This window comes from Arthrobacter sp. Ha26, assembly GCF_059091705.1.
Genome location: NZ_JBNHGX010000001.1, coordinates 862954 through 888303, shown reverse-complemented (window position 1 = coordinate 888303; position 25350 = coordinate 862954). Strand labels below are relative to the sequence as shown.

Sequence of the window (25350 nt, the reverse complement as noted above, 5' to 3'; positions counted from 1 at the left end):
GACAATTACAGAGAGGCCTGGGGGAAATGGTGGAGCGCGGTGTTGCCGTGGTGGTGGAGGACGACGACGACATCAGGCTGGCCCTGACGGAGGTGCTCCAGCAGTCAGGTTTTGCTGTCCACACAGCATCCTCGGGCTTCGACGGAGTTGAGGCTGTTCGTGAACACAGGCCGGACATCGTCACCATGGACGTGGGCCTCCCGGATTTCGACGGCATTGAAGCCTCACGGCGGATCCGGACCTTCAGCGACGCCTATCTCATCATCATTACTGGCAGGGTGGACGAGGCCGATGCGTTGATGGGCTTTGAAGCCGGCGCCGACGATTACCTCACCAAGCCCTTCCGCCCCCGGGAACTGCGAGCCCGCATTGCTGCCATGCTCCGGCGGCCGCGGGCCATGCAGGCCCTACCGGCCGAACGGGTGCCGCAGCACCGGCACAACGGGTTGCCCCAGAAGCAGCCATACGACGTCGGCCACCCTCGAGTTCACGCCGAGGTTCCGGAGGGCGATGCTTTGGCAGCGGTGAGCCCCGCCTGCTGCGACTTTGCCCATAAGGGGTTGACGCTCCACGAAGCATCCCGGCAGGCGGCCATTGACGGGGTTGCGGTGGACCTGACCCGGACGCAGTTCGACATCCTCCTGGTCCTGATGGAGAACGGCCGGACCGTCCAGACAAAAGCGGACCTGGTCCGGCGGCTTCGTAACGAGCCATATAACACCGGCTCGTTCGTCAGCGTCGACGAGGAGCGTGCCGTCGAAGTGCACATGGGCAACTTGCGCAAGCGGCTGGGGGACAGCTCGCGGCATCCCCGCTGGGTAGAGACAGTACGGGGCGTCGGCTACCGCATGACCCCCTAGCCGAGCGTCGTGGTTATTCCTTGCTAGAACTCTGTGGTGCCGCGCAGTTTCCGGGGGCGGCCGTCCGGGTCCACCAGGAGACGGTTGACGGGGTTCGCCCAGAGGCGCTGCAGGCGCGGTACCGGTTCCGGATTGTGGTGCCGCACCTGTCCCTTCGGGCGGGGCGGGCTGCCACCGGTTTTGTGCCATTGGTCCAGGCAGTCGGCGCTGGCTTTCCACAGGCCGAGCGCTGCTGCGGGATCGTGGAGCCGGGGGTCATCCTGGTCCAGTCCCAGGTGTTCGGCCCAGAGCTGGAGCCGGAGCGAGTGCGCCAAAGAACGGGAAGCATCAGAACCAGCGCTGGTGTCGATGACCGCGCAGGTGAGCTCGCTGTCCGTGGTCCAGGACCGGCGGTTGAAGTTGTCCGACCCGATGGTGAACCAGGTGTCGTCGATAATGCAGATCTTGGCATGGACATAGATCGGGGTTCCGGCTTTGTTCTCCAGGTTGAAAACGCCAAACCGGTCCGGGGCGACGCGGCGCATCCTTTCGATGGCGCGCAGTTGCCCCACCCGCTTGGGCGGCCCTCCGAGGCGACCGTCCGAGTCTGGGTACCGGGGCACGACGGCGATCACGTTCAACGCGGGGTTCTGTTCGAGGGCCGCAGCGATTCCGTCGGCCACCTCTTCGGACCACAGGTACTGGTCTTCGATGTAGATGAGCGACCGGGCCTGGGTGAAAGCCTTTGTGTAGGCCCGGGCGATGCTCCGCTCGCCGCCGGGTGCGAACGGGAACGGCGGATGTTTCACGCCGTAGGTGCGCAGCAGCTGCACGGCGTGCGGTCCGGCCGGTGGCGGCGGCGGCGCAGTCTCGGGCAGGGGTTTGGGATGCCGTGGCATGTCGGCCAGGCGCTGCAGCAGCATCCGGTACGGTGTGCGCCGGTCCAGGGGATGGGGGTCATTCCACCGTTCCGCGAACAACTCGAGCACATCCGCCACCACCGGGCCACGCAGTTCCAGTGCGGCATCGTGCCAAGGGGGTTGTTCCCCGTACCGGGGATCCATATCCACCGCCTGCGGGTCTCCCTCGTGATCGGCATCGTCCCGGCGGCCGTGCGAAAGGTCGATGCCGCCCACGAATGCCACGTCCCGCGAGGGGTCGTCACGACGGCGGATGACCACCAGTTTCTGGTGGTGGCAGCCGAAGAGGCGCACCCGCTGATCCAAAAGCACCTCGCCGCCGGCGTCATTGATCTGGCGGCTGAGGAGCTCGTTGGACCGGTTGCTCATCGGGGACGAGATGCGCTCGCCATGGGATCTCCAAATCAGCCCGCGCACTTCCACTCCCGCTCCGGCTAACTTCGCGAGCAGCTCACCGACGGTGGGTCCGTCCGCTGTGAGCCGCTCGTCGCCGTCGCCGCGCCAGTCGGTGAACCACACGCGGTCTCCCGCTTTGAGCGCGGTGAGTTCCTCATGCAGCCGGGCGAAGTAGGCGGCGCCGTGAATCAGGGGGCGCACGAGGTTGCCCTCGGACCAGGACCCCGATCCGTCTCTTTCGGCGTGCACGCCGGTGGCCACGTTCCCCCGCTCAACACCGCTCAAGAACCAGGTACCAGGATTACTGTCCACTCGATGTTCCCTTCGGGGCCGACGCCTGCGTTGGTGTTCAGCCTCTTCAGTACCCTACGTCGGCCCGCTGTATTCCACACGGCTTAGAAAGATCCTGGATTGCGAGCTATCCAGCGTGACGGGCACCAGCCCACGCCGCTGGCTGGCGCCCCTCTGCCTCAAGCTGCCATCCGCCGTCGTCCGCTTCCTTCCGCCAGGCCGACCCTTCTAGAGGTGAAGTTCCATAAAGACGCTGTTTGGATCGAGGGTGTAGTCGGCAAAAGGCGGGCATTCGGTGAAGCCGTGCCGTGAATAGAGGCGGCGAGCAGGGGCGAAGTAGTCCTCGGTTCCTGTCTCCAGGTAGATGCGCTCGAGGTTTCGAATCCGGGCCTCGTCGAGGAGGTGCCGGAGCATCAGGGTGGCCACGCCCCGTCCCCGGGCGCTTTCAGTGGTGCGCATCGACTTGATCTCGCCATGGCTGGCCGGGCCGGATGTGGAATCCAGGAGCTTGAGTGCGCCGCATCCCAGCAGGGTGCCGTCCTCGCGAGCGGTCCAGAACGTGATGGAAGGCGCGGACAGCGCTGAGTGGTCCAGGGCATGGACGCTTTCCGCGGGCGACGTGGCGAACATGTCGGCCAGGTGCTCGCTCAGGAGTTGGTGGACATCACTGCGGACGGGGTCATCCCGGTCAATCTGCATCATCACCCTCAAATCTACTGTCCTTCGCTGTGGATTTCGCTGACTTGCGGTTCCTGGGGCGGGTTTTCCCCTGCCTTGTTGGCCTGTAGGAACTTTCACAACCTTGAGCGAACGAAGCAGTTCCTTTGATTCCGCAGCCCTTTATTGTATTAAGTTTGCTGTAAATCGCTTTTGATGGAAAAGTCAAAAGCCCGACTTTCCCGCGACTGGCTTAAAAATTAAAAGTGGGTATGGTATCGGGTAACGCAAGCAAAGAAAGGCGTGATTCCGATGTCCGGAAAATCTCCCAAAAGCGGCGCCGCTAAAAAAGTCGGCAAGTCCATTCTGGAAAAACGGGCCGAAAAAAGAGCCAAAAACGAAAATAGTGAACTCGCTTTTGTAAAACCGCGCAAAAACCAGCGCTGAGCCGGCGGGCGGCCGGCTTCGGGACTCCTAGCCCGCGGCCCGGCCGCCCGCTCCACACCCGAACCATGTTTCAAGGACTTGATCATGAACACCTCCTGCAACGCACTCGTTGTCCCGGCCCGCCTCGTCCACCCGGTGCACATGAAAGCTGTTGAACTGGACGTGACAGCACTTCAGCGGGTGGCCGCCGGGGACGTCGGCGTTATCGCCGGCCGGGACTGGCACGTCTACCTGGACAGCGAGGGGATCAAATTCCCCGAGAACCCCCGGGCGGAAGTCCTCATCCGCGAAGCCGGCATCAATGTCGGGGAAGCCCTCCACGGCACCGCCCTCTTTCTGGGCCACGGCATCCCCGGTGAAGAGGCCGACGCTCCGAGCCATCTGATCAGGCTCGCGGAGCGACTGTTCGACCTGCCCCTCGCCGCCTAATCGGGTGGCAGGCAAGGGGCGCGATGGAGGGCCCTGCCAAAGGCAGCGTACGACGACGGCGGGAGCGATGTGAAGCGTTTAGGGCACGTTCACCGGGCAATTGCGGGCGGGTCTTATGGGAATCAGCGACGGCCGGTGCGACGGTCGTCTCGAAAAAGTCACTAAAGTGGTGAGCAGGCGGGTGGGGGACCGGCCTACGGGCGGCACTTGGCGGACTGACGCCCCGCGCCTACCGCCCCATCGATCAAGCCCGTCGATAGGATCGACACTTGACCACTAAACTATGGATGAGCGAAAATCGCCTGCCCATGTGGTCAGGCGGTTCTTCGCGAAGCCCGGAGACGACCTCAAAGATCGGGGCAGTAGAGATGACGGACTCAGCGTCAGAACCATCTAGCACGGGCGGTGCAGACAGCAGTGGTGTCACTCTGATACTTCCTGATGACATCATCAATAAGCGCAACGCATCCCACATCCCGACATTGCTGATATTACTGGCGATAGCAGTCGTTGGAATTGTCCTGTTAGCGACGCAGAACCACATACTGCTTCTCATTCTGCTTGTAGGATCAATGGCTGGGTTGGCAGTGTTCGGGAAGCCCATGACCAAAAGGTTCATGGCTAACGCTAACCGTGAGATGGCGAAGTACATCACCACTTCACTTGTACAAAGCAATGCGTTCGAACACGCTCTGTACGAGACTCTGAGCAACGAAGTTTTTACGCGCGCGTTTCGTAAGTCACTAGCGTCTAACTATGAGATGGAATACCTTGAGGTACGGATTGAGCCTTCAGGGGAACCCACGTGGACAATCCAAATGCTTCAGGGGGCAAAAGGCTACCGCCTGCGAAGGGTAGCCGAAAGGCCTCATATAATGACTGATCGCCGATTGCACCGCGCGCAAGACGAAGGTTGAACGGGCCCTAGCCGGGCACATCTGCCTGAGTCCGGGGGTGCCCAGTGGGCTCATCGAATACTCGGGAGACTGCGTCTGGTGAGCATCTGTTGCAAGCCCATCAACAAGCCAGGCCTTTAGGCTGCAGTGATCGGCTACGGTCTGACAGCTTCTGTCCGTCAGTGGCATCCTGTTGGCCGCTCCTTGACGTTTCGCCTGGTCTCTAGTGGGGCAGCTCGCGGCAAGGCCGTGCCACCGCCTGCAGCGCATGTTCGACTATTGCGCAGCATCGTGGGCTCTGGCGTGTGCCTCATCTCCCTGGGCGGCGCATTCAGCGACCTGGGCGCCAGCTACCGGTACTAGATCCTCCTGCGGGAGCTGCGTAGGAGCTCAGCGGAGCGCATCGCGATTCCGCGCCACGCCTAGGTCTCCTCGCCGCCCCAGCGTCCTAGCGCGACGATCGCCTCTCGCAAGGCGAGCCCGCGATCGGTCAGCGCGTAGGCCCGGGTGTTGTGCCGGAGTGGCAGACGGAACAGTACCCCGGCGGCCTCGAGCTCGCGCAGGCGGGTCGCGAGAATGTTCGTCGGCACTCCCAGGTCGCGCTGCAGATCGCCGTAGCGCTGCGGCCCGTCGAGCAGCCGCTCCACGACAAGCAGGGCCCACCGTGCTCCGACGATGTCGAGGGCCGCGGCGAGGTCGCTCACACGGTCGGATCGGCGTCCGGCTTCATCCAAAACGGCGAGTAGTGGTAGCCGTCAGGGTCGTCGAACTGGCGCTGGTACATGAAGGGGTAGTCGTCGATATCACCGATGCGTCCGCCGGCGGCACCGGCGCGCTCGGTGAGCTCATCGACCGCCTCACGGCTGCCGAGGTCGAAGGAGACGGTGACCTTCGACGGGGTGTCGGGGCCGCCGACCAGCTCCTCTGCGCCCCCGACGCTCGCATACATCTCGCGGCTGCCGAGCATGACGTACTGCTCGGGCGCGATCGCGAAGCATGACACGTTGTGATCGGACATCTCGGGGTTGAGGGTCCAGCCGAGGGCGGTGTAGAAGGCGGTCGCACGCTCGACGCTCTCAACCGGGCAGGTAATGAAAAGGCTCATGCGGCCATACTTGCAAAATGCAAGTGCGGCGTCAAGCCTCCCCGCGCTGACGATTTGCGGGCGCGTAAAAGCACATTCAGAGGTACTGCCGAGTGATAGGGACCAGACAGTCGCCTCAAAACACCTCGCCACGAGATCCTTGGATGGCCCGAAGCCTGATTCGACGTCGGGTGCTCAGCTCCTGGTCTGGTAACTAGTGAGGACCACACCGTCGGGGAACGTCCGGGTCTCCATCAGGTTCAGATTCACCCAGTTGTCCAGTGCTGTGAAGAACGGAGTGCCACCGCCCACCAGGACCGGGTGGGTAACGAGTGTGTACTCATCGATCAACCCTGCCCGCATGGCTGCCGCCGCGAGGGTGGCACCGCCGATGTCCATGGGGCCGCCGTCGTCGGTCTTGAGCCGGGTGATCTTGGTGACCGCGTCGCCGCTGACCAGGCGACTGTTCCAATCGACCCCGCTGGTGGTCGAGGAGAACACCACCTTCGGCATGTCCCGCCAACGCCGCGCGTACTCGATCTGCGCCGGTGTGGCACCGGGCTGCTGGTCGGCAGTCGGCCAGTGGGAGCTCATCGTCTCCCACAGCTTGCGCCCGTACAGCGCCAGGCCCGTCGCCGCCACCCGGTCGGACCACCACTGGAACAACTCGTCGCTCGGCACGCTCCAGCCAAGGTCATCGCCGGGCGCGGCGATGTAGCCGTCCAGACTCAGGTTCATGGCGAAGGCCAATTTCCGCATGGCGTCAGCTTCCCATGAGTCCGTATTCGGCGTACAGACAAACAGGGGAACTCTTCAGTGAGATCACACGGAGGGTCGGTGAATCACCGCAGCCAGCGGATGCTGCGTAAAAGTGAACCCTTCATCTATCGCGGTACAGGTGCGGCATCGAAAACAGAGGCTCCGAGCTCCACCTTCGTTCCCCGAACGTTGGTGTGCGTCCAGATCTGTCCAGACGCTACTCGTTCAGCATTGCTGGAGTGACGTTGAACCGGACCGGCATCGTTGGCACCCCCGAGGCGCCGTCGCTCACGTCCGGAGAGGCGCTCCGCGCATCCAGTAGCATGGCTCCCAATCGGCCATCAACGGAAGGGAGTCGTGTCATGCAGTACGTCGTTTTGCAGGTAATCCTCAAAGAGAAAATGTGGGGAACCGGTTCGGGCAACCTGACCTCCTTGGAGAAGACCATCAACGATCAGGCCGCGAAAGGCTACCGACTCCACACCATCACAACCGCGAGCAGCGGGAGCAAGGGAATGATCGGCGGCGGTGACCGCATTCAGGCGACGCTGGTGTTCGAGAGCCTCAGCTAATTTCCGGCCGCCATATCCGACTGGCGAGCGGCGGCAAAGTTCCTATGGGACGGTCCGTTACAGCGTGCGTGGGTAGAGGATATGGAGTGTGGATAGAAGCGCTCAATGGCTTTCTGGACGGTCGGTAAGAATCGGTTTGCCCCCACTATGCGCCCACGTTGAGGGACGGCCGCAGCAGGGCATGGTTCAGCGTTATAGCATCGCCTGGTGATTGTGGCAGTTGAAGGTCCCAGTGCGGCCGGAAAAACGACGTGGTGCAGGACGGCAGCCGTCGAATTCGTGGCTGAATACGCTCCAACAGGTACCGAGCCGGACGGAAGTGAGGCCATGATCCAGGCGCGTTACTGGACCGACGTTAATTCGGCGCGCTGGTCGCAAGCACTGGACCTTGAAAACCGGGTTCTGGTGGCGGTCTGCGACGCGGATCCGATGAAACTGCACTACTCCTGGTGCTTGGCGCGGATCGGCGCCGCCCCGGCTTCGCGGTTTGCTTACGAGTTGGAATGCGTGCGCGAGGCAATGAGCCGCAAGAGGCTCGGATTTGCGGATGCCGTGCTGGTAACAGTGCCCGATGAGAAAACTTTGCGCCTGCAGAAGGCAGGAGATCCGGCCCGGTCCCGGCGCTCATTCGAGCTGCATACGAAGCTGCGCGAGCCCCTTATTGAGTGGTACCAGTGCCTGGATAGGCTGAAACCCGGTCACGTCGTGTGGGAGCTGCCTGCAGACGGCGTCGAATCAATCAGCGGAACTGCCTCCTACGCCGATCGATATGACCGGCGGCTGCTCGATGCACTCGTAGCCGAGCTGCCTGGACTCAAGTGAAGTCTCGGAATGCCGCTTGGCTAACGGGCAGGCGAGCCAGGTAGGCCAAAACCTGCAGCACCTCCTCACAGCAAGCGGACGACGGCGGGAAAGTCCCGCCGTCGTCCGCTTGCTTTACGTATGTCCCGCCCGAGGCGAGGGCCTGCTAGGCCTCGATGGTGACCCCGCGCCAAAAGGCGATCCGGTCCTCGATCTGCTTCGCGCGGGCCTTGGGGTCCGGGTAGTACCAGGCTGCGTCCACGTTCAGTTTTCCGTCCACCTCCAGCGAGTGGTAGCTAGCCTTGCCCTTCCACGGGCAGATGGAATACAGATCGCTGTCCCGGAGGTAGCCTGCATTGACTGCGTCGCGCGGGAAGTAGTGGTTGCCCTCCACCACCACGGTGTCCGTGGATTCGGCGATGACTTTTCCGTTCCAGATAGCCCGGACCATGTGGTTCCCTTCGGTAGGTGCCGCCGCATTCAGAATGCGCGCTCGTAGGGATGCAAACGGCCTGGCGGCCGCGATTGTTCCCCGAATGTGTTGGACGGGAGTCTCCATAGGCGGCCGACGGCGGTGCTACCGCGGGCTTTTGTCGATGACGCAGAACCGGTTCCCGTCAGGATCCGCCAGGACCACAAAGTCGGGGTCCGCCGGGTACAGGTCCCAGTCCACCCGTTGGGCGCCGAGTGAAACGAGCCTCTCCACCTCGGCAGCCTGATCATCCGCGTACAAATCCAGGTGGGTGCGCGGGTGCTCCTGGACTGGCGTCTCGCTCCGCATCAGTGCCAGCTGCGCTCCCGGCCCCGACGCCGGCACCAAAATCACCCAGGTCTCGTCGCCGGGCTCCCGCGGGACGTAACCCAGGGCGTCGTGCCAAAAAGCGGTTGCGCGGGCGACGTCATTGACGCCGAGGACGGTACTGCCGATGGTCAACATCAGCCCAGCCTAAACCCGTCCCCGGCGGCCGGACCAGACTCGCCTCCATGGGGGAAAACAACGCTGCCGGGCAGTCGGAACGCGTCCAAACGTGCCAAAATCCTCGCCGCCCACCAGGCCCTACTAGATATGTCGGAAATTTCCGACATATACTGATCTGGTGCTTCCTGATGTCTTCGGCGCCGTCTCCAACCGGGCACGGCGCGTCATTCTCGACGAGCTCCGCCAGGGTCCCCGGACTGCCGGCGAGCTCACCGGGCTGCTGAACCTCAGCCGCTCGGCGGCCTCCGAGCACCTCGCTGTACTCCGGGAAGCCGGGCTGGTCCGGGAGGAACGGCACGGCCGCAACCGGCTGTACCACCTCCAGCCCGGGGGCCTCGCCGAGATCGGCGGCTGGGTGAAGCACTTTGAGCACTACTGGAACCAGCGGCTCGACGCGCTGGCCGACCTTCTAAACGAGGAGAAACCATCATGACCGAGAACGCCATCCGGCTCGAACGCCGCTTCGCGCACCCCGCCGACGCTGTTTGGGCTGCGCTGACCACACCCGAACTCCTCGCGCGCTGGTGGGCGCCGGGGGATATCGCGCCGGTGGTGGGCCACCGCTTCACCATGGACATGGGCTCCTGGGGCCAGCAGCAGTGCGAAGTCCTCACCGTGGACCCGGGCACATCCATCAGCTTCCTCTTCTCGGAAGGCATACTGGACACCACCATCACCTGGCGGCTGGAACCGGTGGACGGCGGCACCGTCCTGCACCACGAACACGCCGGCTTCCGCCTCGACACCCCGATGGGCAAGCAGGCCATTGAGGGCATGGGCAACGGCTGGCCCGGCCTGCTTGCGCGGATCGACGGGGTTCTCGCTGGAGTTTCCTGACGGTAAGCAAGCGGACGACGGCGGGACGTTCCGCCGTCGTCCTGTCACCTCAGCGGGCGATCACGCAGCGGGCCCTTAACCCAGCAGGTCGTCCTGGTAGCACCAGCGCCAGTCTTCGCCCGGCTCGATGCTTCGCATGACCGGATGCCCCGTCGTTTCAAAGTGCCTGGAAGAGTGGGTTGCGGGGGAGGAATCGCAGCACCCCACCTGGCCGCACGCGAGGCACATCCGCAGGTGGACCGGCACCGTACCTTCCCTGCGGCAGTCCGCGCAGAAGGCATCCTTCGGCACGTCCCGCGACCCTGCGGACTCGAGGTGGCCGCACACCCCGCCTGGCCTCGCGATTCCTTCCCCGCCGCCCTCGCCGGAGGTATCCACCTCGTCCAGGGCCACGTCGAGCATGGATTCCTCAACGTCCAGCCGCTCCAGGACGTCGCTCAGGACTTCCTGCGCGTACTCGCCGCCGCGCCGCAGCTCCAGCACCTTTGACCGTTCGGCTTCCAGCATGGCAAGCCGTAACCGGGCATAGCGCTCGCTGGGCGTCGCCGTTTCCGCCGACGGGCGGCCCAGCCGTTCCCATGCTGCCAAACCGCGCTCCTGCGTGCGCCGTTTCAGCATGGCCACCACCTCCGGCGGATCGTCCTCCGTCCGCAGCTCCTGCAGGCGGGCCACACCAGCAGCAGTGGCCAGCTGCATCAGCGACGCCTTGTTCAGGGCATCCTCGCGCTGGTCCGGACCCTGCACCCGCAGGACGCGGACCAGCCCCGGGAGGGTGAGGCCCTGCAGTGCTAGGGTGCCGCCCACCACCACCAAGGCAGCGAGGATCAGCACTGAACGGTGCTCCAGGTCGGGAGGCAGCACCAGCACCGCCGCCAGGGTGACAACGCCCCGCATCCCGGCCCAGGAGACAATGGCCGGGAACTGCCAGGGCGGGTTCGGATCGTTGCGCCGGACGGCCGGAATCAGTCGGGGCAGGTACGTCGCCGGGAACACCCACACCGGCCGGAGCACCAGCACCGCCGCGAGGATCACCGCGCAGCCGGCCCAGATCCGTGCGGCACCAAGGGAATCATCCTGGACGCCCTCGATGATGGTCCGCACCTGCAGCCCGATCAGCAGGAAGACCGAGTTTTCGAGCAGGAACTGCAGCGTGTTCCAGTTGCTGCGCTGGCTCAGCCGGGCGGCGCCGTTGGGCATGGACGGCGCCTTGGTGCCCATCACCAACCCGGTCACGACGACGGCGAGGACACCCGACGCGTGGATCGCTTCCGCCGGGAGGTACGCCACCAAGGGGGCCACCAGCGATGTGGAGGTGTTGATCGCCACGTTCCGGATGCGCTTGCGTAGTTCGGTCAAAACGTAGGCCGCAGCGATGCCTACCACCAGCCCGCCGCCCACCGCGAGCAGGAAGTCCCCGGCGATCTCCACTGCGGACACGGACCCTGAGATGGCGGCGATCGCTGCCCGCAGGCAGATCAGCGCCGTCGCGTCGTTGACCAGGGATTCGCCCTCCAGGATAGTGACGATCCTGCGCGGCATCCCCACCTTCCGGGCGATGGCGGTTGCCGCCACCGCATCCGGCGGCGCCAGGACGGCGCCGAGCGCGAACGCGGCGGCCAGCGGAATCTCAGGGAACAGCCACGAAACCACCAATCCCACGGCAATCGTGCCGAAGATGACATAGCCCACCGAGAGCAGCCCGATGGAACGGCGGTTGGAGCTGAAATCGAACAGTGAAGTCCGCAGGGCCGCCGCGTAGAGCAACGGCGGCAACAGGCCAATCAGGACCAGCTCGGGGTTCAGCTCAATCCGCGGAACGAACGGGAGGAAGGAACCGGCAACACCGGCCAGCACCAGCAGCAAGGGAACCGAAATATTGAGTTTCCGGCCCAGCGCGCTTCCGGCGCAGACCACCGCAACCAGAACCAGAAGGCCCAGGGCGATTTCCATGGGGCTATTCTCTCAGGCCGGGAGCGCCCGGTGACCACCGCGGTTCCCCCGTGACGCCTTGGGAAGGGGCCGACGGCCGGCGTCCCGCCGTCGTACGCCCGCCCTAAAACGGTGCGGATTTGGCATCCCGGCGCCGAATCCTGTATGGTGTGAGCCGTGTCACCCACCAGTGGCACATGCTAATGATCTGCGGCGGGAGAGTCCTGCCGGTACGTTCTGCAGGCGCCGTAGGAGCAAATCCTCCCCAGGAATCTCTCAGGCCCACGTACCGCCGCGGCAAGGCAACTCTGGAAAGCAGTCCGGGCAACCGGGCTCACCGACGGTGCAAGTGGCGTCCCGCTGAACAGCAGGGCAAAGCAAAACTCTCAGGTCCAATACAGAGCGGGGAGGAACCCGAATCAAAGTGGCGATGTATGCCACCTGAATTATGGAGTTCCTCTCATGACGGTTCAATCGTCCCCAACCACCTTCGCTGACCGCCATATCGGCGCGCGCCGCCAGGCTGACATCGACACCATGCTCAAGGCCGTCGGCTATGACAGCGTTGACGGCCTCGTCGACAGCGCAGTCCCCGACTCCATCCGCCAGGACAAGCCGCTTACCCTCGAGAGCGCCCTGAGCGAAGTCCAGGTCCTCGCCGAGCTCCGCAAGCTGGCCGGCAAGAACAAGATGGCCGTGCAGATGATCGGCCAGGGCTACTACGACACTGTGACCCCGCCGGTGATCCGCCGCAACATCCTCGAATCCCCCGCCTGGTACACCGCCTACACGCCCTACCAGCCCGAGATTTCGCAGGGCCGGCTCGAGGCGCTGCTGAACTTCCAGACCATGGTGCAGGACCTCACGGCCCTCCCGGTGGCCAACGCTTCCCTGCTGGACGAAGCCACCGCCGTGGCCGAGGCTGTGCTGCTGATGCGCCGGGCCAACAAGAACAAAACGGCCAAGGACGGCAAGACTGTCCTGGACGCCGACCTGCTCCCGCAGACCATCGCCATCGTGCTGGGACGCGCCGAAGCCCTCGGCTTCGAGGTGGAGATCGCGGACCTCACCAACGGCTTGCCCGAGGGCGACATCAACGGGGTGGTTCTCCAGCAGCCCGGCGTCTCCGGCCGCGTCTGGGACCAGTCCGCCGTCATCGCCGAGGCTAAGGACCGCGGCGCCCTGGTCACCGTGGCCGCCGACCTCCTGGCCCTCACCCTGATCACCCCGCCGGGCGAGCAGGGCGCGGACATCGCCGTCGGCTCCACCCAGCGCCTGGGCGTGCCGTTGTTCTTCGGTGGCCCGCACGCCGCCTACATGGCCGTCCGTGAAGGCATGGAGCGCACACTCCCCGGCCGCATCGTGGGCGTTTCCAAGGACAACGCCGGTGTCCCCGCCTACCGCCTGGCCCTCCAGACCCGCGAGCAGCACATCCGCCGCGAGAAGGCCACCTCCAACATCTGCACCGCGCAGGCGCTGCTGGCTATCGTCTCGTCCTTCTACGCCGTCTACCACGGCCCCGACGGCCTCAAGGCAATCGCCGAGACCGTACACAACAACGCCCGCGCCCTGGCCACCACGCTGAAAATCGCCGGCCGCGAACTGGTATCCGACACCTTCTTCGACACCATCACCGTCCGCGTGCCCGGCAAGGCACACAAGGTGATCACCGCCGCCGAAGCCCGCGGCATCAACTTGCGCCTGATCGACGCGGACACCGTCGGCGTGTCAGTCGATGAAACCACGACGCCGGAGGTCCTCTCCGCGGTGGTCGTCGCCTTCGGCGCCGGTCCCGTTGTGGAAGCCGCCGGGTTCGAACTGCCCGAGTCCGTGCTGCGCACCTCCACCTACCTGCAGCACCCGGTGTTCAACACCCACCGCTCAGAAACCCAGCTGCTGCGCTACATCCGCCGCCTTTCCGACCGGGACCTGGCGCTGGACCGCACCATGATCCCGCTGGGTTCCTGCACCATGAAGCTGAATGCCACGGCCGAGATGGAAGCCATCTCCTGGCCCGAGTTCGCCTCGATCCACCCCTTCGCGCCCGACTCCCAGACTGCCGGCTGGCGTGAACTGATCAGCGGCCTGGAAGCTGACCTCGCCGAGATCACCGGGTACGACCAGGTATCCATCCAGCCCAACGCCGGTTCCCAGGGCGAGCTGGCCGGACTGCTGGCGATCCGTGGCTACCACCACTCCCGCGGTGAGGCGCAGCGCAACATCTGCCTCATCCCGGCCTCAGCTCACGGAACCAACGCCGCCTCCGCCGTGCTTGCGGGCATGAAGGTTGTTGTGGTGGCCACGGCTGCCGACGGCACGATTGATCACGCCGACCTGCAGGCCAAGATCGAGGCGCACAAGGACGTCCTCTCGGCCATCATGATCACTTACCCCTCCACCCACGGTGTGTACGACTCTGACGTCCGCGAAGTCTGCGACGCGGTTCATGCAGCCGGCGGCCAGGTGTACGTTGACGGGGCAAACCTGAACGCCCTGGTCGGCCTGGCCCAGCCGGGCAAGTTCGGTGGCGACGTCTCGCACCTGAACCTGCACAAGACCTTCTGCATCCCGCACGGCGGTGGCGGACCCGGCGTCGGCCCGGTTGCGGCCAAGGCGCACCTGGCCCCGTTTATGCCGGGCGATGCCAACAAGGCGGCCCATGAGGACGGCCACGGCGTTGCCATCTCGGCGTCGCGTTTCGGTTCCGCCGGTGTGCTGCCGATTTCCTGGGCTTATGTGAAGCTGATGGGCGGGCAGGGCCTGACCGAGGCCACCAAGTCCGCGCTGCTCGCTGCGAACTATGTTGCCGCTCGCCTGGACGAGTACTTCCCCGTCCTCTACACCGGTGAGAGCGGCCTGGTGGCGCACGAGTGCATCCTGGACCTGCGCGACCTGACGGCGAAGACCGGCGTGACTGCCGAGGACGTGGCCAAGCGCCTGATCGACTTCGGCTTCCACGCCCCCACCCTGTCCTTCCCGGTGGCAGGGACCCTCATGGTGGAGCCCACCGAGTCCGAGGACCTCGCCGAGATCGACCGCTTCATCGAAGCCATGATCATCATCCGCAAGGAAATCGACCAGGTGGCCGCCGGTGACTTCACAGTAGAAGAGTCGCCGCTGCGCAACGCACCCCACACGGCCGCCGCCGTCGTCTCTTCTGACTGGAACCGGACGTACCCGCGCGAGCAGGCAGCCTTCCCCGTCTCGTCACTGCGGCAGGACAAGTACTTCCCGCCCGTGGGCCGCATCGACGGCGCAGCAGGGGACCGCAACCTGATCTGCTCCTGCCCGCCGCTCTCCGAATTTGAGAACTAAGGATTCCGTGATGACTGAGAATTACACCGCGCTGTACGAGCAGCACAAGATTGCCGGCGCTTCCTTCACCGACTTCGGCGGCTGGCAGATGCCCCTGAAGTACGTCTCCGAGCTGGCCGAGCACCACGCCGTGCGCAACGCCGCAGGCCTGTTCGACCTCTCCCACATGGGCGAAGTCTGGGTCACCGGCCCCGACGCCGCCGCCTTCCTTGACTACGCCCTGGCCGGCAAACTCTCCGCCGTGGCCGTGGGCAAGGCCAAGTACTCGCTGATCTGTCAGGAAGACGGCGGCATCATCGACGACCTCATCTCCTACCGCCTTCCCGCGGCTGCGGACGGAACAGCGAAGTACCTGGTGGTGCCCAACGCAGGAAACGCCGCGGTGGTGGCTGCTGCCCTGGCTGAGCGGGCTGCCAACTTTGACGTGACCGTGGAGGACGTTTCCGCCGAGACGTCCCTTATCGCCGTGCAGGGCCCTAACGCCGAGGCCATCCTCCTGGCACTGGTCCCGGCCGAGCAGCACTCGCTGGTGACGGAGCTGAAGTACTACGCTGCTGTGGAGGTAGGCATCGCCGTCAACGGTACTGTCCAGGAGTTGCTGCTGGCGCGCACCGGCTACACCGGCGAGGACGGGTTCGAGATCTACATCCCCAACGAGGACGCCGCCGGCTTGTGGGAGGCCCTGCTGGACGCCGGCGCCAGCCACGGGCTCATTCCCGCAGGCCTGGCCTGCCGCGACTCCCTACGCCTCGAAGCCGGCATGCCGCTTTACGGCAACGAGCTCTCCCGCGAGGGCAACCCCTACGCTGCCGGGTTGGGTCCTGTTGTTTCACTCAAGAAGGAGTCGGACTTCGTGGGCAAGGCAGTGCTCGCGGAGCTCAAGGAACTGGGCGCCGGTTCCACGTCCGGCCGGAAGCTCGTGGGACTCAAAGGCCTTGGCCGCCGGGCCGGCCGCAGCCACTACCCGGTCCTCAAGGACGGCAACGTGGTGGGCGAGGTGACCTCGGGCCAGCCGAGCCCCACCCTCGGTTACCCGATCGCCCTGGCCTATGTCGACGTCGAACACTCAGAACCCGGTACAGCACTGGACATCGACCTCCGCGGCAAGGCAGAGCCCTTCGAAGTCGTCGCGCTGCCCTTCTACAAGCGCCAAAATTAACGCTCCATCACCTTTCGCAGGGTTTAACGAAACGCTCCATCACTAAATGCACGTTTTGGCCAAACCCCCCATCACTTTTAACACACGAACCTAAGGAAATACACATGGCAAAAGTTGTTGCTGAACTGAAGTACTCCGCCGAGCACGAGTGGGTTGCTGCGGACGGATCCGGGCCTACCGGCGTCGGAATCTCCGCTGTGGCTGCCGAAGCCCTGGGCGACATCGTGTACGTGGACCTGCCCGAGGTTGGCTCCACGGTGACCGCGGGGGAGACCTGCGGCGAGGTGGAATCCACCAAGTCCGTCTCCGACCTTTACGCGCCCGTGACGGGCGAAGTGGTGGAGATCAACGACGACGTGGTCTCCGATCCCGCCCTGATCAACAACGATCCCTACGGCGCCGGCTGGCTCTTCAAAGTAGCCGTCACCGAAGAAGGCCCGCTCATGTCCGCCGAAGAGTACGCGGCAGCCAACGGCGGCGAACTGTGAGCGCCGCTGCAGGGGTAACCGCCTTCGAACAGGTCGTGTCGCCGTCGCTGGACGCGGACCTGTCCGCCCTGGATCCCCAAATCGCCGCAAAGATCGACGACGAACTCACCCGGCAGCGTGACGGCCTGGAGATGATCGCCTCCGAGAACCACACCGCCGTCGCCGTGATGCAGGCACAGGGTTCGGTGCTGACCAACAAGTACGCCGAGGGCTACCCGGGCAAGCGCTACTACGGCGGCTGCGAGCACGTGGACGTCATTGAACAGCTCGCGATCGACCGGATCAAGGCACTCTTCGGTGCCGGGTTCGCCAACGTGCAGCCGCACTCCGGCGCGCAGGCCAACGCCTCGGTGATGCACGCGCTGATCAAGCCGGGCGATACCATCATGGGCCTGAACCTGGCCCACGGCGGCCACCTCACGCACGGCATGAAGATCAACTTCTCCGGCAAGCTGTACAACGTGGTGCCGTACGGCGTCCGCGAGGACACCCACACGGTGGATATGGCCGAGGTGGAGCGGCTGGCGCAGGAGACCAAGCCCGCGCTGATCGTGGCCGGCTGGTCCGCCTACGCCCGCCAGCTCGACTTCGCCGAATTCCGCCGGATCGCCGACTCGGTGGGCGCCTACCTGATGGTGGACATGGCGCACTTCGCCGGCCTCGTGGCTGCGGGGCTGCACCCGTCGCCGGTGCCGCACGCGCACGTCACCACCTCCACCACGCACAAGACCCTCGCCGGTCCCCGCGGCGGCATCATCCTGACCAACGACGCCGACATCGCCAAGAAGATCAACTCGGCAGTGTTTCCGGGTCAGCAGGGCGGCCCGCTGGAGCACGTCATCGCCGGCAAGGCCGTGGCATTCAAAATCGCCGCGTCGCCCGAGTTCAAGGAGCGCCAGGAGCGCGTCCTGGCCGGCGCCCGGATCCTGGCCGAGCGCCTGGTCCAGCCCGACGTCGCCGCCAAGGGCATCAGTGTGGTCTCCGGGGGAACGGATGTGCACCTGGTCCTCGTTGACCTGCGCAACTGCGAGCTCGACGGCCAGCAGGCCGAGGACCGGCTCGCCGCGATCGACATCACGGTCAACCGCAACGCCGTCCCGTTCGACCCCCGCCCGCCGATGGTCACCTCCGGACTGCGGATCGGCACCCCTGCGCTGGCTACGCGCGGCTTCGGCGAGGATGCCTTCCGCGAGGTTGCGGACATCATCGCCGAGGCGTTGACGGCCGACGCCGGCACGGACCTTTCCGCCCTGCGTCACCGCGTCGAAGCCCTGGCTGCAGCCCACCCGCTTTACCCCCGTGTCAAGAACCTCGCCTAGGTGCTTTGCCTCGGCTGCGTCCGCGCCGGCGGACCGGACTTTTCACGCGTGCTGGCTCGTTCCTCGCCTCTGACGCACGCTTTCGAAAAGTCTGGCTCCGCCGACGCTCGCAGTTCCGTCGCCTTGGTAACGGACCCTCGGAGGTGGTGGGGCATCCGGCAGCATGCGTCTAAGGGAGCGTCACGTCCGCGCAGCGGGCGTCTTCGCGACCGAGCATGCAGAGGATGTCCTGGCACCTCCACCCCGACCAGAACTTAGTTAGGAACAAAGTAATGGCTGTTGGAGTCTTTGATCTCTTTTCTATTGGGATTGGGCCCTCTAGTTCTCATACTGTGGGGCCGATGCGGGCTGCTGCCGTTTTTGCGGAGGAGCTCAAGGGCCTCGGCAAGCTCGCGGACGTGGCCTCGCTGCGGGTTGACCTTTACGGGTCCCTCGCGGCGACCGGCCACGGCCACGGCACCATGACCGCGATCCTGCTGGGGCTGGAAGGTTTCCACCCGGAGCTGATCCTGCCGGACGAGGTGGAGCAACGGCTGGCCGCAATTGCCGACACCGGCATGCTCCAGTTGGCCGGTGCCGTCCCCTTGCCTTACGGGGTGACGGACATGGTGCTGCGGCCGCTGACGGTACTGCCGCGGCACACCAACGGCATGACCTTCACGGTATTCGACGCTGACGGCAACGTCCTGCACACGGCCACGTTCTTTTCGGTGGGTGGCGGCTTCATTGTCCGCGAGGGCGAGGAAGACGCAGCGCAGCAGGAACTCGAGGAGTCCAAGAAGGAGCTGCCGCTGCCCTTCCGGACCGCCGCCGAACTGCTCGAGCACTGCCGGGTAACCGGCCTGGGCATCAGCGACGTGATGCGGATCAACGAGGAAGACAGCCGCACTCCCCAGGAGATCCGTGCAGGCCTGCTGCATATCTGGTCAGTCATGGAGGATTGCGTGGCCACCAGCCTGAAGCGCGAAGGTGTGCTGCCCGGGGGACTGAAGGTCCGCCGTCGTGCTCCGGACTGGTACGACCGGCTGAGGAAGGAAAGCTCCCGGCCGGCCGCGGAGAGCCAGGACGGTGAAGGCCAGGACCGGGAATTCCATGACCCGAAGTATTGGCAGGAATGGGTTAACTTGATCGCCCTGGCGGTGAACGAGGAGAACGCCTCCGGCGGCCGGGTGGTCACTGCCCCCACGAACGGCGCTGCCGGGATTATTCCGGCGGTGCTGTATTACGCGCTGCATTTCGCGCCGGGGATGGAGAACGCCTCGCAGGAGGACCGCGACGACGTGGTGGTCAGGTTCCTGCTCGCCGCCGGCGCGGTCGGGGTGCTGTACAAGGAACAGGCGTCCATTTCGGGTGCTGAGGTGGGCTGCCAGGGCGAGGTGGGCTCGGCGTCGTCCATGGCGGCGGCCGGCCTCGCGGAGGTGATGGGCGGAACTCCGGCGCAGGTGGAGAACGCGGCCGAGATCGCGATGGAGCACAACCTGGGCCTGACGTGTGATCCGATCGGCGGCCTCGTGCAAGTGCCGTGCATTGAACGGAACGCGATCGCCGCGGCCAAGGCGATCAATGCGGCGAAGATGGCGCTCTGGGGCGACGGGTCGCACCGCGTCTCGCTGGACGAGGTCATCGTGACCATGCGCGAGACCGGCAAGGACATGAGCTCCAAATACAAGGAAACGGCCATGGGCGGCCTCGCCGTCAACGTCGTCGAATGCTGAAGGAAGTATAGAAATGACATTGGCACCTGAAGGCCGGAAGCTTTTGCGCGTTGAACAGCGCAACTCTGCTGTCCCGGTGGAGCGTAAGCCGGAGTGGATCAAGGCCAAGGTCCAGATGGGCCCGGAGTTCGTCCAGCTCAAGAACCTGGTGAAAAAGGAAGGCCTGCACACGGTGTGTGAGGAGGCCGGGTGCCCCAACATTTTTGAGTGCTGGGAGGACAAGGAAGCGACGTTCCTGATCGGCGGGTCCGAATGCACCCGGCGGTGTGATTTCTGCCAGATCGATACCGGCAAACCCTCCCCGGTGGACATGTTCGAACCCACCAAGGTGGCCCGGTCGGTGCAGGCGATGCAGCTGCGCTACGCCACCGTCACCGGCGTGGCCCGGGACGACCTGGCGGACGAGGGTGTGTGGCTGTACGCCGAGACGGTCCGCAAGATCCACGAACTGAACCCCGGCACCGGGGTGGAGCTGTTGATCCCGGACTTCTCCGGAAAGCCCGAGCACATCGCCGCGATCTGTGATTCCAAGCCCGAGGTGTTCGCCCACAACGTGGAGACCGTGCCGCGGATTTTCAAGCGGATCCGGCCGGCCTTCCGGTACGAGCGGTCCCTGGATGTGATCACGCAGGGCCGGAACCTGGGCATGGTGACCAAGTCCAACCTGATCCTGGGCATGGGCGAAACCCGCGAAGAGATCTCCGAAGCGCTCCGGGACCTGCACGAGGCCGGGTGTGATCTGATCACCATCACCCAGTACCTGCGCCCCAGTGAGCGGCACCTGCCGGTGGACCGGTGGGTCAAGCCGCAGGAATTCGTGGACCTCCAGCACGAAGCGGACGAGATCGGCTTCCTCGGCGTCATGTCCGGCCCGCTGGTCCGTTCTTCCTACCGGGCCGGCCGGCTCTGGGCCACCGCGATGCGGAAGAAAGGCTGGGAAATCCCCGCCGAACTGGCCCACATCGAATCCTCCGGCAGCACCCGCCAGGAAGCCAGCTCACTGCTCGCCGCCTCGGCATGATGCCCCACACCTGATGCATAGACAGGACCAATGATGTTCCCCGTCAGAATCGAAATCATCCCCTCACAGGGAATTGTTGGGCAGGTCCAGGCCCTGGTGCCCAAGACCACCACGCTCAGCGTGACGTGCCTGCCGCACCACGGCATCGAACGGACCATCCGCACCGCGGTAGAGCTGGGCGACGCCGGCTACACCGTGGTTCCGCACCTCGCCGCGCGGAGCATCCGCAGCCGCGCTGAACTCACCGAGATTGTCCGCGCCTGCGATGCCGCGGCCATCAGCGAAGTCTTCGTTATTGGGGGAGACCGGAAACAGCCCGCCGGCGTTTACGACTCAGCGCTTCCGGTCCTCGAAGACATCGCGCAGTACAGCGGCGGGATGATGCGGGCAGGCGTGGCGGGCTACCCGGAGGGCCATCCGCGGGTCAGCCCGGTGGACCTGCTGGACGGCCTGCTGGCCAAGCAGCACCTGGCCACACACGTCGTCACCCAAATGTGCTTTGCCGCCGCGAAAATTCACGACTACGCGGCGCTCCTGCGCCGCGAAGGCGTCCACCTGCCCGTCTGGGCGGGCGTGGCAGGGTCCGTCCCGCGGACCAAGCTTGTGGCACTCGCCGGGCAGATCGGCGTCGGAAGTTCACTGAAATTCCTCAGCCGCAAGGGCCCGCTGGCCCGCAAACTCCTCAGCGGTGACCGCTACTCGCCGGACAGCCTGATCGCCGGCCTCGAAAGCCGGCCCGGCGATATCGCCGGCATCCACCTTTACACCTTCAACAGCCTGGAGCCCGTCCCCGCGGCACCGGACCAGGCATCCCCTTCAGCACTCCAGACAGCATTGATTCGAGGAGCAGCACGTGACAACTAAACCTGAAATTTCCCACCAGGAGCCGCATTTGGAGCGGCAGCTCACCAACAGGCACATCCAGCTGATCGCCATCGGCGGCGCCATCGGCACGGGGCTGTTCATGGGCTCAGGCAAAACCATCTCGGCAGCCGGACCGTCCGTCATCTTCGTCTACATGCTCATCGGCTTCATGCTGTTTTTCGTTATGCGGGCCATGGGCGAACTGCTGCTGAGCAACCTGAACTACAAATCCTTCAGCGATTTCGCGGCCGACCTGCTGGGCCCCTGGGCTGGCTTCTTCACCGGCTGGACCTACTGGTTCTGCTGGGTGATCACCGGCATCGCGGACGTGATCGCGATCGCCGGCTACTCCAAGGAGCTCTGGCCCGGACTGCCGCTCTGGATCCCGGGCCTGGCCACCGTGGCCATCCTCCTGTTCCTGAACCTCGTCACCGTTAAGGCGTTCGGCGAGACCGAGTTCTGGTTCGCGCTGATCAAGATAGTCGCCATCGCGGCGCTGATCATCGTGGGCATGTTCATGATCTTCACCGGCTTCCAGTCCGACGCCGGCCCTGCCACCTTTACGAATCTGTGGAGCCATGGCGGGTTCTTCCCGAACGAGTTCATGGGGTTTGTGGCCGGCTTCCAGATTGCGGTGTTCGCGTTTGTGGGCATTGAGCTGGTGGGCACCACGGCCGCCGAGGCCAAAGATCCGGAAAAGAACCTGCCCAAGGCGATCAACTCCATCCCCATCCGCGTGCTCCTGTTCTACGTGGGCGCCCTAATCATCCTGATGTCCGTCACCCCGTGGACCCAGTTCCAGGCCGGCCACAGCCCGTTCATCGCCATGTTCTCCCTTGCCGGCCTCGGCGCCGCAGCCACCGTGGTGAACCTGGTGGTGCTCAGCTCGGCCATGTCCTCGGCCAACTCCGGCATCTACTCCACCTCGCGCATGGTCTACGGCCTGGCACAGGAGGGCGACGCGCCGTCGGTCTTCCGCCACCTGTCCACCCGCAAAGTCCCGCAGAACGCCCTGTTCCTCTCCTGTGTCCTCCTGCTCTCCGGCGTGGTGCTGATGTACGCCGGCCAGGACATCGGCAGGGCCTTCGACATGGTGACCACCGTCTCCGCCGTCTGCTTCGTGTTCGTCTGGTCCATCATTTTGGCCAGCTACCTGGCCTTCCGACGTCGGCGCGCACACCTGCACGAGGCGTCAAAGTACCGGATGCCCGGCGGGATCGCGATGGTGTGGGTGGTGTTCGCCTTCTTCGCCTTCGTGCTGTGGGCCCTGACCACACAACCGGACACCCTGATGGCGCTGCTGGTCACCCCCGTGTGGTTCCTGGTGCTCGGTGCCGCCTGGCTGGTGCTGCGCCGGCGTCCCGCCCACGTGGCCCGTTACGAGACGTTCAAGTCCGAGCTGGCGCAGGACATGGATTCCGAGGCGTCCGCCATTGGACGGGACCTGGACGGCGCACTGAAGGATGGGGCGAAGAAGTGAGCGGGGCGTTGGAAACGACTGCCCCTTCCGCCGATGCCGTGGCGGGGGAGCCCGCTGCCGCCGTCGAGCATGTCCTGACGCTTGACTGTGCGGAGTCGCCAGGGATTGTCCACGCGGTCTCGGCATTCCTGCTGGAGCGCGGCTGCGACATCATCGACATCAAGCAGTACGGCGACAGGGCGCAGGGCCACTTCTTCATGCGGGTGCACTTCGCCTCCGAACCATTCGCCGCCTCGAAGCCATCCGCCCCGGGCCCATCCGCCCCCGAGGAGGACTTTTCCGGCACGGAGGACCTCCGCCGGGGCTTCACGCCTGTTGCGGAAAAGTGGCGGATGAACTGGCAGCTGGAACCGCACGGCCGGAAACGCCGGGTGCTGGTGATGGTGTCCAAGATGGGGCACTGCCTCAACGACCTGCTCTTCCGGGCACGCACGGGAGATATCCCGGTGGAGATCGTCGCCGTCGTCTCCAACCACCGTGACCAGGCAGACCTTGTCGAGTGGAACGGCATCCAGTTCTTCCACGTACCGGTCACCAGGGACACCAAGGCCGACGCCGAGGCCAGGCTGCTGGAACTGGTGGACTCATTCGACGTGGAACTCGTGGTCCTTGCCCGCTACATGCAGGTGCTCAGCGACGAGCTCTCAGCGCAGCTCGCGGGCAGGACCATCAACATCCACCACTCGTTCCTGCCCAGTTTCAAAGGTGCCAAGCCTTATCACCAGGCCTACGAACGGGGCGTGAAGACGGTGGGCGCCACGGCGCACTACGTGAACGCCGAACTGGACGAGGGGCCAATCATTTCGCAGCAGGTCATCGAGGTGGACCACACCTATACCGCCGATGACCTGGTGGCCGCGGGCCGGGACGCCGAGTGCGTGGCGTTGCGGAACGCTGTCCGCTGGCACTGCGAGGGCAGGATCCTGCTCCTGGGCAACCGCACGGTCATCCTCCGGTAGCCACTTGAGAACGGCGAGCGGGCAACAGTGGCGGCGGGTCTCGTGGAACGCCCTGCCGATGGGACAGCGCGTGCGGCTTTCGCAGCACGGGCTGCCCATCGGGTCGGGTTATGTGGACGCAGCCACGCCCGACGGCTCCATCATCTGGGTTGTACTCGACGGGTGGCTGGAACGCCGGATGTTCCTGCGGGAGGACTACGTCCGGGTGGAAATCATGGAATAAGTCGGGGCTGGCCCCGCCACCTCACGGCTTCTACACCCGCCCGGCGGCAGCACCGTCGTCGTCGACCCATTCGAGCAGGTCGCCGGGCTGGCAGTTGAGGACCCGGCACATTGCGTCCAAGGTGCTGAAGCGGACTGCCTTGGCCCGCCCGTTCTTCAGCACTGCGACGTTGGCGGGCGTGAGGCCCACACGGTCGGCGAATTCCCCTACGCTCATTTTTTGTTTGGCCAGTTCGACGTCGATGCGCACCACGATGGGCATCAGATGACCCCTTCCATGTCGGTGCGCAGGGACGTTGCCTGCCGCAGGAGATCCCGCATCACCACGATCAGCAGGACAAACACCGAGCCGATCAGCGTGATGCCGACCAGCAGCGCGGGCGTTCCCGGGTCCCGCAGTTCCGGGGTGAAGTAGATGTAGGCCACGAGGGAACCCGCCATGGCTGCCAGCAGAAGCCACGCCGCGATAAACGTCCACATGATCACGTCGACCCAGTGCAGCGAGGCCGTGGTGAAGATCCGGTCGCGCTGGACCAGGATCAGCAACCGCCAGATGCACACAATCACCACCTGCAGGCACAGGGCTTCAAGTTCCCAGAACAACAGCATGGGCCATCGCCACGGATCCATGGCGGGCCCCTCCTCAGTGGTGAACAGAAACTCGCCAGGGAAGGACATGACCTGGGCCACCAGGAGCCCGAGAAACACCAGTGCCAGCAGGACCCGCAGCGGGAGGATCAATCGACTAACGATAGACATGCGTCAATAGTGTTGGCTTTTCTATCGAAAGTCAATCGGTATGGGCGAGGCTCACCAGGTTTGCTCCTGTGCAAGGGGGTCGCCCAAGGGAAGGCGGCGCGGACGGGGAACTACGCACAAGGCGGGCCGGCGACGGCGGGAGGGCCCGCCGTCGTCCACTTCCTTTTTGCGGTTCCCGGCATTGACCGTCCGCCGCCAACCCGCAACCATGAA

General features: G+C 64.9%; 27 protein-coding genes and 2 riboswitches. Of the genes, 16 read left to right on the top strand and 11 right to left on the bottom strand.

Features of this window, described 5'->3' with window-relative positions; all coding sequences use genetic code 11:
* Positions 1-26: 26 nt before the first annotated feature.
* Positions 27-860 carry a response regulator transcription factor gene (locus AC5RVY_RS04250; protein ID WP_493953436.1) on the top strand — a complete coding sequence of 278 codons (834 nt, stop codon included), beginning with the start codon at positions 27-29 and terminating at the stop codon, positions 858-860.
* 23 nt (positions 861-883) lie between these two features.
* On the opposite strand, the gene AC5RVY_RS04245 is transcribed toward AC5RVY_RS04250, so the two are convergent.
* The 3 genes from AC5RVY_RS04245 to AC5RVY_RS04235 form a co-directional block, all read right to left on the bottom strand.
* Positions 884-2467: a phospholipase D family protein gene (locus AC5RVY_RS04245; protein WP_493953435.1), complete on the bottom strand. Its 1584-nt coding sequence runs from the start codon at positions 2465-2467 to the stop codon at positions 884-886.
* A gap of 207 nt (positions 2468-2674) precedes the next feature.
* Complete coding sequence (locus AC5RVY_RS04240; RefSeq protein WP_493953434.1) at positions 2675-3148, bottom strand: GNAT family N-acetyltransferase; 474 nt, start codon at positions 3146-3148, stop codon at positions 2675-2677.
* 215 nt (positions 3149-3363) lie between these two features.
* Positions 3364-3636 (bottom strand): hypothetical protein, encoded by a 273-nt coding sequence (locus tag AC5RVY_RS04235; RefSeq protein WP_493953433.1) that lies wholly within the window; start codon positions 3634-3636, stop codon positions 3364-3366.
* Here AC5RVY_RS04235 and AC5RVY_RS04230 point away from each other — a divergent pair.
* Complete coding sequence (locus AC5RVY_RS04230) at positions 3635-3979, top strand: hypothetical protein (RefSeq protein ID WP_493953432.1); 345 nt, start codon at positions 3635-3637, stop codon at positions 3977-3979. The two genes, AC5RVY_RS04235 and AC5RVY_RS04230, sit on opposite strands and share 2 nt — an antisense overlap.
* A 1318-nt stretch (positions 3980-5297) precedes the next feature.
* On the opposite strand, the gene AC5RVY_RS04225 is transcribed toward AC5RVY_RS04230, so the two are convergent.
* The 3 genes from AC5RVY_RS04225 to AC5RVY_RS04215 all read right to left on the bottom strand — a co-directional run bounded on the left by AC5RVY_RS04225 (position 5298) and on the right by AC5RVY_RS04215 (position 6718).
* Positions 5298-5579: a winged helix-turn-helix transcriptional regulator gene (locus AC5RVY_RS04225; RefSeq protein ID WP_493953431.1), complete on the bottom strand. Its 282-nt coding sequence runs from the start codon at positions 5577-5579 to the stop codon at positions 5298-5300.
* Positions 5576-5980 carry a VOC family protein gene (locus tag AC5RVY_RS04220; RefSeq protein ID WP_215053967.1) on the bottom strand — a complete coding sequence of 135 codons (405 nt, stop codon included), beginning with the start codon at positions 5978-5980 and terminating at the stop codon, positions 5576-5578. The genes AC5RVY_RS04225 and AC5RVY_RS04220 overlap by 4 nt, the downstream gene beginning before the upstream one ends.
* Before the next feature lie 174 nt (positions 5981-6154).
* A complete protein-coding gene (locus AC5RVY_RS04215) occupies positions 6155-6718 on the bottom strand; it encodes a dihydrofolate reductase family protein (protein ID WP_493953430.1) in 564 nt (187 codons plus the stop codon).
* A 362-nt stretch (positions 6719-7080) separates the two neighbouring features.
* On the opposite strand from AC5RVY_RS04215, the gene AC5RVY_RS04210 reads away from it, so the two are divergent.
* On the top strand, positions 7081-7290 hold the full coding sequence (locus tag AC5RVY_RS04210; protein ID WP_493953429.1) for a DUF4177 domain-containing protein: 210 nt from the start codon (positions 7081-7083) through the stop codon (positions 7288-7290).
* Between the two features lie 207 nt (positions 7291-7497).
* Positions 7498-8112, top strand: a complete 615-nt coding sequence (locus AC5RVY_RS04205) for a hypothetical protein (protein WP_493953428.1) — start codon at positions 7498-7500, stop codon at positions 8110-8112.
* Between the two features lie 145 nt (positions 8113-8257).
* On the opposite strand, the gene AC5RVY_RS04200 is transcribed toward AC5RVY_RS04205, so the two are convergent.
* Together AC5RVY_RS04200 and AC5RVY_RS04195 are read right to left on the bottom strand one after the other, a co-directional pair.
* Positions 8258-8542: a DUF427 domain-containing protein gene (locus tag AC5RVY_RS04200; RefSeq protein ID WP_493953427.1), complete on the bottom strand. Its 285-nt coding sequence runs from the start codon at positions 8540-8542 to the stop codon at positions 8258-8260.
* 126 nt (positions 8543-8668) lie between these two features.
* Positions 8669-9028 carry a VOC family protein gene (locus AC5RVY_RS04195; RefSeq protein WP_493953426.1) on the bottom strand — a complete coding sequence of 120 codons (360 nt, stop codon included), beginning with the start codon at positions 9026-9028 and terminating at the stop codon, positions 8669-8671.
* 160 nt (positions 9029-9188) lie between these two features.
* On the opposite strand from AC5RVY_RS04195, the gene AC5RVY_RS04190 reads away from it, so the two are divergent.
* Together AC5RVY_RS04190 and AC5RVY_RS04185 are read left to right on the top strand one after the other, a co-directional pair.
* Positions 9189-9503, top strand: coding sequence for an ArsR/SmtB family transcription factor (locus AC5RVY_RS04190; protein WP_493953425.1), 315 nt, complete (start codon positions 9189-9191; stop codon positions 9501-9503).
* On the top strand, positions 9500-9907 hold the full coding sequence (locus tag AC5RVY_RS04185; RefSeq protein WP_493953424.1) for an SRPBCC family protein: 408 nt from the start codon (positions 9500-9502) through the stop codon (positions 9905-9907). Before AC5RVY_RS04190 ends, AC5RVY_RS04185 begins: the two co-directional genes overlap by 4 nt.
* Positions 9908-9982: 75 nt before the next feature.
* Here AC5RVY_RS04185 and AC5RVY_RS04180 read toward each other — a convergent pair whose 3' ends face one another.
* Positions 9983-11857 (bottom strand): Na+/H+ antiporter, encoded by a 1875-nt coding sequence (locus AC5RVY_RS04180; RefSeq protein ID WP_493953423.1) that lies wholly within the window; start codon positions 11855-11857, stop codon positions 9983-9985.
* A gap of 183 nt (positions 11858-12040) precedes the next feature.
* A riboswitch (glycine riboswitch) is annotated at positions 12041-12138 on the top strand.
* Between the two features lies 1 nt (position 12139).
* Positions 12140-12247: riboswitch (glycine riboswitch) on the top strand.
* Positions 12248-12298: 51 nt separating this feature from the next.
* Here AC5RVY_RS04180 and gcvP point away from each other — a divergent pair.
* The 10 genes from gcvP (at position 12299) to AC5RVY_RS04130 (ending at position 24379) form a co-directional block, all read left to right on the top strand.
* Positions 12299-15151, top strand: coding sequence for an aminomethyl-transferring glycine dehydrogenase (gene gcvP, locus AC5RVY_RS04175; RefSeq protein ID WP_493953422.1), 2853 nt, complete (start codon positions 12299-12301; stop codon positions 15149-15151).
* 10 nt (positions 15152-15161) lie between these two features.
* The gene (gene gcvT / locus AC5RVY_RS04170; RefSeq protein ID WP_493953421.1) at positions 15162-16310 is read left to right on the top strand and encodes a glycine cleavage system aminomethyltransferase GcvT; all 1149 of its coding nucleotides are present in this window, start codon (positions 15162-15164) and stop codon (positions 16308-16310) included.
* A gap of 104 nt (positions 16311-16414) precedes the next feature.
* On the top strand, positions 16415-16798 hold the full coding sequence (gene gcvH / locus AC5RVY_RS04165) for a glycine cleavage system protein GcvH (protein WP_493953420.1): 384 nt from the start codon (positions 16415-16417) through the stop codon (positions 16796-16798).
* Entirely contained in the window at positions 16795-18117 is a 1323-nt protein-coding gene (gene glyA / locus AC5RVY_RS04160; RefSeq protein WP_493953419.1) for a serine hydroxymethyltransferase, read from the top strand. Before gcvH ends, glyA begins: the two co-directional genes overlap by 4 nt.
* Positions 18118-18389: 272 nt before the next feature.
* Entirely contained in the window at positions 18390-19832 is a 1443-nt protein-coding gene (locus AC5RVY_RS04155; RefSeq protein ID WP_493953418.1) for an L-serine ammonia-lyase, read from the top strand.
* Between the two features lie 13 nt (positions 19833-19845).
* A complete protein-coding gene (gene lipA / locus AC5RVY_RS04150) occupies positions 19846-20853 on the top strand; it encodes a lipoyl synthase (RefSeq protein ID WP_493953417.1) in 1008 nt (335 codons plus the stop codon).
* Between the two features lie 30 nt (positions 20854-20883).
* Positions 20884-21717, top strand: a complete 834-nt coding sequence (locus AC5RVY_RS04145; RefSeq protein ID WP_493953416.1) for a methylenetetrahydrofolate reductase — start codon at positions 20884-20886, stop codon at positions 21715-21717.
* Positions 21707-23197, top strand: a complete 1491-nt coding sequence (cycA, locus tag AC5RVY_RS04140; protein ID WP_493953415.1) for a D-serine/D-alanine/glycine transporter — start codon at positions 21707-21709, stop codon at positions 23195-23197. The genes AC5RVY_RS04145 and cycA overlap by 11 nt, the downstream gene beginning before the upstream one ends.
* Before the next feature lie 38 nt (positions 23198-23235).
* Positions 23236-24156 carry a formyltetrahydrofolate deformylase gene (gene purU, locus AC5RVY_RS04135; RefSeq protein WP_493953700.1) on the top strand — a complete coding sequence of 307 codons (921 nt, stop codon included), beginning with the start codon at positions 23236-23238 and terminating at the stop codon, positions 24154-24156.
* Between the two features lie 58 nt (positions 24157-24214).
* Positions 24215-24379 carry a hypothetical protein gene (locus AC5RVY_RS04130; RefSeq protein ID WP_493953414.1) on the top strand — a complete coding sequence of 55 codons (165 nt, stop codon included), beginning with the start codon at positions 24215-24217 and terminating at the stop codon, positions 24377-24379.
* Between the two features lie 30 nt (positions 24380-24409).
* On the opposite strand, the gene AC5RVY_RS04125 is transcribed toward AC5RVY_RS04130, so the two are convergent.
* Positions 24410-24640, bottom strand: a complete 231-nt coding sequence (locus tag AC5RVY_RS04125; RefSeq protein ID WP_493953413.1) for a helix-turn-helix domain-containing protein — start codon at positions 24638-24640, stop codon at positions 24410-24412.
* Complete coding sequence (locus AC5RVY_RS04120) at positions 24640-25137, bottom strand: DUF2975 domain-containing protein (protein ID WP_493953412.1); 498 nt, start codon at positions 25135-25137, stop codon at positions 24640-24642. Before AC5RVY_RS04120 ends, AC5RVY_RS04125 begins: the two co-directional genes overlap by 1 nt.
* Positions 25138-25350: the final 213 nt, after the last annotated feature.